We start from the raw sequence: 12,622 nt of genomic DNA on the forward strand, positions 1-12,622 counted from the left end.
TCCCGCAAGTCGTGCGGCCTCAATATTTCCAATTGTTGATAAATCCCAACTTCAACTTCTCCCTGACGGCTTTCTTGTAGGCATTCTTATTAAATGTATAGTATTGCGCCGGTTTGTGGGCTACGCCCTGCTCCTTCTCGGCCGTCGGGGTCAGAAAACCCGATGAGAGGATCTTTTTCCGGAAATTGCGGTTATCGATCTCGATGCCCAGCACGGCACTGTAAAGATTCTGAAGGGACCGTATCGTGAACTTCCGAGGCAGCAGCTCGAAGGCTACAGGCGACTGAAGCATCTCACGGCAAAGATGCCGCAGAGCCGACGAAAGGATCTGTTTGTGATCCATGGCCAATCGCTGAATCGAATCCACGTCAACCCACTGCGCTCCTTTGGCCGTGGTATAGGCGATGGTTCGATGATCGAGTTTCACCAGCGCATAATAGCCTACTGTCACAACCCGCTCGCTGTGAATCCCATGATAACGATTGATCCACTCCAGTTCTTCACCGCAGACACGCTGCGGGTCGGAGAAAATATCCATCTGTTTCAGATAGACGTTCTTGAGACCCGTGGCCTCCTCCAGGACACGATAAGCCGCCTCGGGAAGCGTCTCGTTTTCGAGGATCATCGCACCGGGCAGTTTCAAAGGGTCGAGATGCGTGTCGGGCTTGTAGTAGCGCCGTTCGATCAGCAGGACTTTGAGCGTCTTGCCGTTGAAGCCGAAGACGGCGCAGTCCACCGACAGCGACTGGTTCATCTGGACGGTCATGGTTGGTAGCGATTTCAGGTAACGTTTGTAAAGTTACCCATTCATCATCGGGATTGCAAACTTATCGTATTTTATACGCTAAGAATCCTTCAACAAACCCCCGAAAACCCTTTAGAAAGGCGATTCACAGGGCAACGAGTTAGGTACGGGATTACGCTAACCTTTTCGGAGCACCGAGACGCAGGGAGGCAGATGCAGGCGCCGACACCGGAAAGCCGGAAATACCGGAAAAACGTCGAAAACACCAAGATCCCCGATGCCCCGGCCGTATGATCCCGACACACACAAAACGGGCGTCCCCGAAACGGAATGCCCGAAACCCGCAGAATAACAAGCGGGAGGGAAGAAGGAAAGGCTCTCGATGAAACTTATGTCTGTTCCGGGGTCTCCGGAACCTCTTCGATCTTCCGGCTCCGGTAATTCTTCGGCGTACAGCCGTACTTCGCCGAAAAATTCTTGAAAAAGGTCCCCCGGTTGGTAAAGCCAGACTTGTAGATGATCTCGTCCACCGAAAGCTTCGTCTTCGTCAGCAGATGCTCCGCATAGGCCAGCCGATACTCCCGGATGATGCTGCTCGGGGTCACGTTCACGATCCCTTCGAGCCGGTGGTAGAGATTCCGAAGGCTGATCCCCATCTGCCGCGCAATCGTCGCCGTCGTCATGCTGCTGTCCGCAAGGTTCTCCTGGATGATCTTGAACATCCGCTCCAGAAACTGCTTGTCCTCACTGTGCAACATCTTCCCGTCACTGAACTCATAGACGCTGATCGACGAACTGTAATACTCCCGCAACGAACTTACCCGGTTGAGACTCTGACGAACCGTAAATTTCAGGGTCTTCACGTTGATCGGCAGCGAGAGAACCGCATCCGCATACTCCCCGACCGGAGAATCCGCTTGCTGCAGGCTCGTAATCAGAATGACGGGAATCTTCACCGTCATCCGGTCCCGCTTGACCGACGACATCAGCCGCTCCAGATCCGCCTTCATCGGGATGTTCTCGCAAAGGATAATGTCCGGATACCCCGCCTGCGTCTCCTCGACGAACTTCTCCGGCTTGCGGAACGTGCGGATGTTGTACTCCTCGGAGAACATCTCCGCCAGCGAGTTGATGATCCCCGCGTCGGAACCGATCACGAACATCGTCGGACGGTTACCCCCGGCATCGAACTGACGGATCCGCTCCTTCTCGACCATCAGGATGTGGCTGTTCAGCAGGTACTCCTCGGAAAACGCCCCGTAAGGCTCCATGTCCGAACCCGTGTCGGTGACGCTGAGCGACGGCAGCTCGATCTCGAACGCAAACCGGTCGCCCCGATCCCGGAAACGCATCACACCGCCCAGGCTCGTCACGTAGTTGAAGCAGACGACCAGACGCATCTCGTCCTGGAACGAATCCCCGCCCTCGCTGCGGCGCTGGAAATACTCCATCATGTCGTAACGGTCCGTCAACAGGCCGAACGCCTCCTCGTCGATCCAGCTCCCCCCGACCTCCAGCCGAATGACAAGACGCTCCCCCTCGGAAGCGATGTCAAGCCCGATCCTGCCCTTCTGCGCCACGTGCAGGAAGGCGTTGGCCATCGCCATGTCCACCACCTCCGAAACCCGCTTCGGGTCGCTCGTCCACAGAAGCTCCCCCGGAACCCGGAGCTCGAACGAAATCCCGCGCTCCTCGGCCAATGAGACGTAACTCTTCGCAATCTCCGTCACATACTCCGTCACGGAGAAGATCTTCACGCTGAGATTCCCCGACTCGCTCGACTCCCGGAAATCGTGCAGCATGTGGATGATGTTCGACAGCTTGTCGCTCTGCTGAAGCACCTTCCGCAATCGCTGACGGATGTAATCGTCCGAATGCCCGTAGTCGAGCAACTGCTGGCAGGGAACCGAAACCATGAAGACCGGAGCCGCCATCTGCTGGGCCAGATTCTCCATCAGGTGGAGTTTCGAATCGAGGATCTCCTCCTTGCGCCGGGCCTCGATACGCTCTAAAGCCGCAGCCCGCTTCCGCTGCCGGCGCCGGTAGAGGTAATAACCCGCCCCAGCCGCGAAAAGCAGGGAAAACAGCACGTAAAGGCACTTCGCAAAGAGCGTCGCAAACCACGGAGCCCGGATCACCACCGTCAGCGTCCGTTCCGGGCTCGTATCCCCCGTGACGGTGTTCCGGTAGCGCACGTGCAGCCGGTAGCGTCCCGGATGGGGCTTCGCAAACTGGATCTCCGAAGAGGATTCGAGCCAGCGGCCCTCCAACTCTTCGGTAGTGTACAGATAGACGTAATTGCTGCCGTTGATGTAGTCCAGGGCGATCACTTCCACGCCGTAAAGCCGCTCGTGGGGCCGGATGACCAACTCTCCGTCGTCATTCACCGCATCCTCGAACGGAATCAGCCGGTCGTTGATCCGCACGTAGCGGAAAAGCAGCTCGGGATAGAACGGCTCCGCCCTGTAGCGGGTCTGCTCCATCACCACAAAACCGTTCGTACCCCCGAAAAACAACATATTGCCCTTCGCATCCTTGAAGGCCGCACCGTCGCTGTACTCGATGGTGTTGACCCCGTAGGAGTATCCGTACTTCACCTGCGAGGAGGTCGCCGGGTCGTAGCGCACAAGACCGCTGTTGGTCGTCAGGTAGAGCTTCCGGTCGCTGTCCTCAAGAATCCCGTGCACGATATTCCGGATGGGCGTCTCGTGCACCGTCCCGTCATCCCCGAGCAGCAACAGCCCCCAGCTCGTGCCGATCCACAGCCGCCCGTCCTCCGAACGGAGGATCGACCACACGTCGTTGGCGATCTCGGCCCGCGAATCGTCGAAGGTCGTCACCGTACAGGAGTCGCTCTGCGGAAAGTAGTGGATCAAACCCCCGCCCCGATTCCCGATCCAGAGCGTATGGTCCACATCCTCGAAGAGCGTGAAGAAGAAGTTCTTGTTCTCCAGCGCCCGGCCGAAATCGAGTTTCTTCCACTCCCGGACGTAGGGAACCCCGTCCCGGTCGCCGAGCAACAGCCGGAAAACCCCGCAGCCCACCGTGGCGACCCAAAGCGTATCCCGATGGCTCTCCCGGATGGCATGGATGTAGCGGAGATCCGGCGGGAGATCCCCGCCCAGGGTCCGCACCGCACCGCCCGAAAGCGACCGGTAATTGATCCCGAATCCCTCGGAGCCGATCCACACCAAGCCCCGCTCACTCTCCTCCAGGGCGAAGACCGCATGGTCCGAAAGCCCCGAATCCGGGCCGTTGATCTGCTCGAAATCCGTCGGCTTGCGGGACGTGGAGAAGTTCGGAATCTGGACGATACCCTCGCCCTTCGTCGCAAACCACAGCGTCCCCCGCGAATCGAGCAACAGGCTCCGGACCGGCTTGGAGAGGTTGTAGGGCAGTTTGTCGAACGTGTACGAATGGAACGAAACCTCGTCGTCGGCATACATGAAAAGCCCCTGCCCGTCGCTCCCGATCCAGACGATATCCTGCTTCTCATCCTTGAGCAGGCTGAAAACCCCGCAGTTGATATCCAGACGCTCGGTCTCGTATTTGCGGGCATTCTCCGGCGTGAAACAGAGCCGCGTCACCCCGTCGAACAGAAACGACACCAGAAAGTCGTCGCCGTAGCGGATCGCCGCGGAGACCTTCCCGTAGCGCTCGATCTCCCCGCTGAGGTCCGTGATGTATTCGAGCACCTCGTTCTGCGGATCGAAGGTATAGAGAATACCCCGGGTGTCGATCACCAAAACCGAATCCCGGTCGGCAAAGGCATAGTTCAATGCAAGCGGCTGCACGCATTCCAGCGAATCGAGCCGGCACGGCTCGCCCGGATAACGGGGCAAAAAAGCCGTCCGGTAGATCCCGTCCGTGCGGAAAAGGTAAACCGAATCCCCCGACCCCGTCCAGGAGGTGATATAGGTGTCGAAGGAGAACGGCTCCGGAATCGGCCGGAACGACGCATCCTCCTCGCAATAGCCGTAAAATCCCCCGCCCTGGGTCAGCACGATCGTCTCCGAGCGGTTGCGCGTGAGCAGAAAGTAGATCCCCTGGAACTCCCGGTGCTGCTCGACGACCTTGTTGTGGTACATCAGATCGAGCCCGTAGTTGGTCCGAAGCCAGCTGTAATGGTCCTGCGTCGGGTGGATCTTCTCGATCAGGTTCCCAGAAAGCGGAAGCATCCCGCTCCCGGCCAACGGGTAGCAGGCCATCTGCTGCCCGTCCCAGAAGTTGAGGCCCTCGCAGGTTCCCAGCCAAATGTAACCGTCCGCATCCTGGTCCAGACACAGAATGGAGTTGTTGCTGATCCCCTCGCGGCTGGAGATCATCCGCAGATTCCCCGCTCCGGCAAGCAGGGGTGTGCCCGTCAGCAGCGTAACCGCACACACGACCCGGAAAAAGGACCCGATATGCATAATTCGTACTATATTTGCCCCGAAATTAAGATTTTTTCACCACAAATCATCATAAAAGTACATCTTTGTACTTAAATGGCACAAAATCGTACTCGCAGTAATACTTTAATAAATACCTTTGCTTGCGATATTGGTACACCCAACAAGCAACCTTTATTACTAATAACCACTTATGTATGATTAAGAAATCGACTTTTAGCACTTTTGCGCGCTATTCGCTCGCATTGCTGTGGTGTCTGGTCGTTTCCGGCATCTGCGGGGCCTCAGCGCAATCCGCGACCAAGTCGGTAAACGGCAAAATCGTGGACGAAAAGGGCCAACCCCTCGTCGGGGTCTCCGTCATCGTCGAAGGCACCGTAAACGGTACCGCTACCGGAGCCGACGGTACCTATCTGCTCAAGGGAGTCAAGGACTCCGACAAACTCCAGTTCATCTACCTCGGGTATAAAACCGTCGTACAGGAGGTCGGGACCAAAACCGAAATCTCCGTGACCATGACCGAGGATACGAGCTATCTCGACGAGGTCGTCGTGATCGGTTACGGTACCACCACCCGCCGGCACATCACCTCGGCCATCTCAACCGTCAACCGCGAGGACCTTGCCGACCGTCCCGTCGCCAACATCCAGCAGGCCCTCCAGGGTACGGCCGCAAACCTCATCATCCAGAACCGCAACTACGACCCTACGGGCGGCGATCAGATGAACATCTCGATCCGAGGCATCAACACCATGGGTAACAACTCGCCGCTGGTCGTTATCGACGGCGTGCCCCAGGCCGATGCCTCGCGGATGAACGACCTCAACCCCAACGACATCGAATCGGTGAACATCCTCAAGGACGCCGGATCCGCAGCCATCTACGGCGCCCGCTCCTCGAACGGTGTCATCCTGATCACCACCAAACAGGGACACAAGGAGACCGCTCCGACCATCTCCTTCAGCGCACAGCTGGGTGCCCAGGAGCCCCATATCCTCTTCGAACATGTACCCTCGTACAAAAACTCCATCCTGCGCAACGAAGCCCTGACCAATTCCGGCCGGAGCCCCATCTTCACCGCAGCCGAGATTCAGGACATGTACATCCACGGCGACAGCGAATCTTTCGTCGAGCAGGCCATGAAGAACGCCCTCCAGCAAAACTACAACGTCAGCGTCACGGGCGGTACCGAGCACTCGACCTACATGCTCTCGGCCGGGTACTTCGACCAGGAGTCCAACTACATCGGCCCCGATTACGGCAGACAGCGCTACAACGTCCGCTCGAACCTCTCGACCGAATGGGGACGGCTCAAGGTCAGTGCAAACCTCAGCTACACCCGCGCCGAGACCAAATCGCCGACGACCAGCGGATTCCTCTTCGCGAACCTCTCACGCTACCCGACCTACTACTTCTTCAGATCGATGGACGACAACGGCATCTTCTATGCAAACAATTATAAATGGGGAGGTTGCGGTGCCGAGCTCGCCGGACTTGTCGGGGGGGGGTACAACAAGTATGACAACGACTACCTCAACGGCATCTTCAATGCCGAATTCGAAATTATCAAGGGCCTGAAGATCCGCGGCGTGCTCAGCGCCGAATCGCGCACCGAACACCGCTTCTCCGACCACATGACCTACTACGTGGTCACCGACAACGGTGCAAACTGGTCCGACCCCTCGACCGCCGTACTCTCCGGAAGCACCACCACCCCCGCCGACGACTGGGTCGGAAGAGACACCTATCTCAACGGGCAGGTCTTGCTGGACTTCAACCGCACGTTCGCCGAGAAACACAACGTAACCGCACTGGTCGGCTGGTCGCAGGAGTCGAAAAAACACTACTCGATCAACGCCTCGAAGACATACCTCAACGACCTGAACCAGCCCGGCGAGGGTACCGTCACGAGCGACAGCGGCACATCGCTCTCCACGCAGGACAATACGCGGTCGGCCCTGCAATCCTACTTCGGCCGTATCGGCTACTCCTACGACGATAAATACTACGTCGAATTCACGGCCCGTTACGACATGTCGTCGAAATTCCTCAAGGAACGGAACGGAGGTTTCTTCCCGGCCGTGTCGGTCGGATGGCGCATCTCCCAGGAGGAGTTCATGGGCGACTACCACAACAAGATCGGAGACCTGAAGTTCCGCGCCTCGTACGGTATCAACGGCAACCAGCAGAATGTGGGTCTGTACGACTTCATGACGACCTACGGAATCTGGACCGATGCCTACGGATTCAACGGGAGCTCCGTCCCGGGCCTGATGTTCACGATGGGTAACGAAGCGCTCACCTGGGAACGCTCCAAGACCTTCAACGTAGGTCTGGACGCATCGTTCTTCCGCAATACGCTGAACATCAACTTTGACTATTTCTACAAACGAACCTCGGACATCCTGCTCGACGCCATCGTTCCGGGCGTCTTCGGCGCCAGCATCGCCAAGGAGAACCGCGGCGTCATGGACAACCAGGGTTGGGAGTTGACGATCAACTACGACCTCAACCACGGAGCCTGGAAACACCGTTTCTCGCTCAACCTCGCCGATTCGAAAAACGAGGTCGTCACCTACGGGACCCCGAACATTGCCTCGGTCGACGGCGTCACAGCCATCATCCAGGAGGGGCTCCCCCTGAACTCCTACTACGGATACAAGGTCGCCGGATACTTCTCCAATTACGAGGAGATTCAGAACGCCGCTATCCCCTCGACCGTAGACCGCTCGCAACTTCGGCCGGGTGACGTCCAGTACGTCGACATCAATGGAGACGGCGTCATCGACGAAGACGACCGAACCTATCTCGGATACGCATTCCCGCGCTACACGTACGGCTTCAGCTACAACGTCAGCTGGAAGGGTATCGACCTCGGCATCATGCTCCAGGGTGTGATGAAACGTACGCAGGCGATCCGCGGCGAGCTCGTACAGCCTTTCCACAGCGACTACGGTATGACCATGTACGAACACCAGCTCGACTACTGGACGCCCGAAAATACCGATGCCCGGTGGCCCCGTCTGGCCGCCAAAGACTCCACAAGCGATACGAACAACTGGGGGCAGCCCGGTTCGGAACTGAACATGGTGAACACCGCCTACCTGCGCGTCAAGAATATCCAGATCGGCTACACCCTGCCCGAAAAGTGGACCAAGAAGTTCGGGTGCAAGAGCCTGCGCATCTACCTCGATGCCCAGAACCCGCTGACGTTCACCAAATACGGTTTCTTCGACCCCGAATCCTCGGAGTTCGGAAGCAACATGTCAAAAAACGGAGCCAACTCCCTGCGCAACTATCCTACCCTACGCTACTGGGGCGGCGGTATCAACCTGACTTTCTAAAAACAACACTTCCATGAAAAAACACACCATATTCGCATTCCTGATGGCCGGACTGGTCGGTTGCGTAGGCATCGAACAGTATCCCACCAACTCGTATTCCGACGAAAACTTCTGGAAATACGAGGACAACTGCATGGCTGCCCTCTACCTCGCCTACAACCAATACTGGAATGCCGACATGTATTTCGGCAACAACATCCTCTCGGACGACGTCTACGGCAGCCGCCACTCCTCGAACTCGACCAATACGGTCACGGGACTCGCAACCACGAACGGCGGACGTTTCTCCGACGAATGGGACCAGTGCTACCAGGAGCTGCGGACGATCCACACCGGACTCGACAACCAGGACCGCATGAATCTCGACGAAAGCACGAAAAACCGGCTCGTCGCTGAACTGCGCCTGTTCCGCGCCTTCACCTACATGCGTCTGACGACCTGGTTCGGCGACGTGCCCTTCCTGACGACCAACCCCACGCTCCCCGAATCGAAGAACATTTCGCGTACGAGCGCCGACGAGATCAAGGCTTTCATCCACTCCGAACTCGAAGCCGTCTCGCACATCCTGCCCAAGAATACCGAAATCCCCACCGATGAGAACGGACGCGTCACCTGCGGTACGGCCGTAGCCCTCAACGCCCGCGCATACCTTCTGGACAACGACTTCGAAAACTGCGCCCGCGAGTGCGAAAAACTCATCAACAGCACCGAATACGGGACCTATGCCCTCGCATCGAACTATGCGGACCTCTTCGTCAACGGACACTACGGTCCGGAGTCGATCATGACCCTCGAATTCGCCTACGAGGGCGGCGTGGAGGACATCAGGCGCAGCTGGGATACCGGAACCCGCGTTCCCCAGTCGATCGGTTCGGGCGCAATCGTCTCCTTCTCCCCCACGCAGGAGCTCGTCGACTGCTTCCGCAAGACCGACGGATCGATTGCCGACGACACCGACTACGAAGACCGTGACCTGCGTTTCTACGCCACGATCGCCTACAACGGCTGCACGATCGAGATCCCCGAGGCCAAGGCCTGCAAGATCATCGGTTCGGAGGGCGTCGGGAAGGGTACCTACACCTGCTGGACAAACCCTGACGACGAGGCCGAAGCCCAAAAGAGCGACCCCGCCCTGACCGATTCCTACAATGGGACACAGGACCGTACGCTCACCGGATACTACAACATCAAGAACTACGTGGCCAATACAGTCGGCGCCGGAGGCGGCTCCTACAAGCCCCTCATGGAGATCCGTTACGCCGACGTGCTGCTCATGTACGCCGAGTCGATGTACGAAACCGGCCAGATGACCTCCGAAATCTGGGACGCCACGATCCGCCCGCTGCGCGAACGCGCCGGATTCGACGCAGACTACTGCGCATATCCCGGCGACAGCGAGGAGCTGCGTCAGACCATCCGCGACGAACGCCGCGCCGAACTCGCGCTCGAAGGACGCCGCTGCTTCGACATCCGCCGCTGGGCACTGCTCGACAACCCCTCGCTCAAGAGCACCGGAGCCGCCTATCTGACCTCCCGGGCAACGGGTGCCCCCTACCTCGACGACGGAAGCAACATCCAGTGCCCCTCGGCATACAACATGAAATACTGGTTCCCCATCCCCCAGAGCGAACGGGACATCAACCACAACCTCACGCAGAACCCCGGATGGTAAACCCGCATCGGAATTACGCTAATAACCTGAAATTATGAATACCCTATTGCGAAATATCACGATCATGGCCCTCGCGGCCACGCCGTTCGTCTCCGGATGTTCGGACGAGGGCAATGAGATCAACTACAACATCCAGACCGGGAACAAACTCTATCTCCCCGCCGAAAACGAGAGCATAGACCTCTCCCTGGGCAACGACGTGCGCTTCGAATGGAGCCCCTCGATCGCCGAAGACAACGGATTCGTATCCTACGAGCTCCTCTTCGACCGTGAAAACGGAGACTTCTCGCAGCCCCTCGCCGCCATGACCAGCCAGCTCACCGGTTCGCAGACCTATCTGAGCGTCTCGGCCAAGGACCTCAACACCGTGGCCCGGACCGCAGGCCTCGGAACCCGGGAAACCGGGAACCTCCGCTGGACCGTCCGCGCTTCGAAAGGAATCAACGGAAGCGTCTACACCGAATCGCGCCTGCTCTGCGTCACGACCATGAACTCCATGTCGCCGCTGCCCCAGCGCATCACGCTCCAGGGCGAAGCTACCGAGGACCCCCAGAACGGAATCGCAATGGCCGTCTCGGCAGGAATCGACAACGTGGCCGCTACGGAGGGAACCTTCGAAGCATTCACCCGGATCAAGGCCGGCAGCGACTTTACCGTCGTCGACGACCTGGGACGCTACTACAGCCTCAACGACGACGGAACGGTGACCGACTCCGAAACCCCCGTCAACAACCGTTTCGCCACCGAGGCCATCTACTGGATCAAGATCGATTTCGGCGTGATGACCTGGGAGTCGAACACCATCTCCAAGATCGAATACTACGCCGCAGCCTGGGCCGACAACCAGATGTCGACAGCCCGGGTCACCATGGACTACCAGGGCAAAGGAGTCTGGCTGCTCGCCGACTACGAGAACACCATCTCCGACAACTCGGCAAACGACTCGCGACACCGGTTCAATGCCACCCTCGGCGACGGATCCATGCTCTACCTCGGAACCCAGAGCTCGCTCGGATCCTCCTATACGACCGACTACCTCAAGGTGAACCTCTACACCTCGCTCGGAAATGCCGACTGGGACAACACCTACAACTTCCTCACGACAGATTGCGGCCGCGCATTCGACTGCTACCTCTATCTGAATGCAGACAACCCGGCCGGAACCTGGTGGCACGAATATAAATTCAAATAAAACCTGAAACTATGAAACTCTATAAATCCATGGGAACTCTGTTCGTATTCTCCATGCTCGCCCTCATCCCCGCGGGCTGTGAAGAGGACTACATGTCGATCACCAATCCGAAGACCGAACAAAAGGCAAATACCTACGCCAATTACGAAATCGACTGGGCCGATGCCGCCGATTCCGTATCGACGGCATTCATCGAGCGCTTCTACTGCAGCTCGAACCGAAACGGCGCCGACGGCGTATTCTCCTACAGCGAATACAACAACCAGAACAACAACGGAAACTGCTACTGGCAGCAGGCGCACGCCATGGCCGCGATGGTCGACTACTACAACCGTATCAAACTCACGGACCCCGACCAGGCCGCTCTCATCCGCAGCTACTTCAAACGCTGGTATGACAAGCGCGGCAACAACTACGAGGGAAACACCTCGTGGCGCGGATCTTCGGGATTCGGAAACGACTTCACGGACGATACGCTCTGGATCACCATCGCCCTGCTGCAGATGTACGACGCAACGGGGGATGAGACCTACTACAACGCCGCCAAGCAGACCTGGGACGAGTGCGTAAGGCCCCGCTTCGCGCTGAACGAATACGGCTGGCTGCCCTGGAAAATGACCAGCCTGGGGGCAAACAGCTGTACGAACGGCCCCGGTGCCATCGCCTCGGCCATGCTGGCCCAGTACGCCAAGGAGGCCGGGAACAGCGAGGAGTACAACCGCTATCTCGAAGAGTCGCAGACCTGTTTCGACCAGAACATCCATGCCATGAATGACGACGGAACGCTCGACAATCCCCCTCTGAGCTACACCCAGGGAACCTGCATGGAGGCCGGACGCCTGCTCTGGAAACTCACCGGAAATGAAGGATACATCAAAAAGGCCATCTCCGCAGCCCGCGGACAAATGACCGCCTCGTCGATGAACGAAACCTACGAAGGCGAAAAGATCATGCGCGACGAAGGAACCGACGAGAACAACTCGATCTTCCACGCCGTACTCTTCCACTGGGCCGCACGCATGGCCATCGACAAGGATATAGACGCCGTGGATCCCACCATCCGGCAGGAGCTGACCCGCTACGTGCTGCGCCACGCTTCCTACTACTGGACCATCGGAATCGACAAATCCGCGCTGGGTTGGGAGGACTCCTACTTCGGCGTCAAGTGCACCGAAGCCCGCGAACCCGGGACCGGAGGATCGCTCGGTGCCTATACGAGCGCCGCGCAGGCCATCGAATCCATGTGGATCATTGAAAGGAACCAATAAACCGATTTGA

The 12,622-nt window shown here is 58.1% G+C and carries 6 protein-coding genes; 4 read left to right on the forward strand and 2 right to left on the reverse strand.

Annotated features, from left to right (window positions below):
• Positions 1-19: 19 nt before the first annotated feature.
• Both ABGT65_RS04575 and ABGT65_RS04580 read right to left on the reverse strand, forming a co-directional pair.
• On the reverse strand, positions 20-766 hold the full coding sequence (locus ABGT65_RS04575) for an NrtR DNA-binding winged helix domain-containing protein (protein WP_346700086.1): 747 nt from the start codon (positions 764-766) through the stop codon (positions 20-22).
• A gap of 368 nt (positions 767-1,134) precedes the next feature.
• A complete protein-coding gene (locus ABGT65_RS04580) occupies positions 1,135-5,157 on the reverse strand; it encodes a two-component regulator propeller domain-containing protein (RefSeq protein WP_346700088.1) in 4,023 nt (1,340 codons plus the stop codon).
• A gap of 176 nt (positions 5,158-5,333) precedes the next feature.
• Here ABGT65_RS04580 and ABGT65_RS04585 point away from each other — a divergent pair, with 176 nt between their 5' ends.
• Genes ABGT65_RS04585 through ABGT65_RS04600 form a run of 4 tightly spaced genes read left to right on the forward strand, consistent with a single transcriptional unit; the run spans position 5,334 to position 12,612 of the window.
• Entirely contained in the window at positions 5,334-8,480 is a 3,147-nt protein-coding gene (locus ABGT65_RS04585; RefSeq protein WP_346700089.1) for a TonB-dependent receptor, read from the forward strand.
• A 13-nt stretch (positions 8,481-8,493) separates the two neighbouring features.
• Positions 8,494-10,152, forward strand: a complete 1,659-nt coding sequence (locus tag ABGT65_RS04590; protein ID WP_346700091.1) for a RagB/SusD family nutrient uptake outer membrane protein — start codon at positions 8,494-8,496, stop codon at positions 10,150-10,152.
• Positions 10,153-10,186: 34 nt separating this feature from the next.
• On the forward strand, positions 10,187-11,344 hold the full coding sequence (locus tag ABGT65_RS04595; RefSeq protein ID WP_346700092.1) for a SusE domain-containing protein: 1,158 nt from the start codon (positions 10,187-10,189) through the stop codon (positions 11,342-11,344).
• A gap of 11 nt (positions 11,345-11,355) precedes the next feature.
• A complete protein-coding gene (locus ABGT65_RS04600) occupies positions 11,356-12,612 on the forward strand; it encodes a glycoside hydrolase family 76 protein (protein WP_346700093.1) in 1,257 nt (418 codons plus the stop codon).
• Positions 12,613-12,622 lie beyond the last annotated feature (10 nt).

This window comes from uncultured Alistipes sp., assembly GCF_963931675.1.
In the GTDB taxonomy this organism is placed as follows: Bacteria; Bacteroidota; Bacteroidia; order Bacteroidales; family Rikenellaceae; genus Alistipes.

Excerpts from the sequence above, each read along its gene's own strand:
- ABGT65_RS04600 (WP_346700093.1), top strand. The coding sequence starts at position 11,356 with ATGAAACTCTATAAATCCATGGGAACTCTGTTCGTATTCTCCATGCTC.
- ABGT65_RS04580 (WP_346700088.1), bottom strand. The coding sequence starts at position 5,157 with ATGCATATCGGGTCCTTTTTCCGGGTCGTGTGTGCGGTTACGCTGCTG.
- ABGT65_RS04575 (WP_346700086.1), bottom strand. The coding sequence starts at position 766 with ATGACCGTCCAGATGAACCAGTCGCTGTCGGTGGACTGCGCCGTCTTC.
- ABGT65_RS04590 (WP_346700091.1), top strand. The coding sequence starts at position 8,494 with ATGAAAAAACACACCATATTCGCATTCCTGATGGCCGGACTGGTCGGT.
- ABGT65_RS04585 (WP_346700089.1), top strand. The coding sequence starts at position 5,334 with ATGATTAAGAAATCGACTTTTAGCACTTTTGCGCGCTATTCGCTCGCA.
- ABGT65_RS04595 (WP_346700092.1), top strand. The coding sequence starts at position 10,187 with ATGAATACCCTATTGCGAAATATCACGATCATGGCCCTCGCGGCCACG.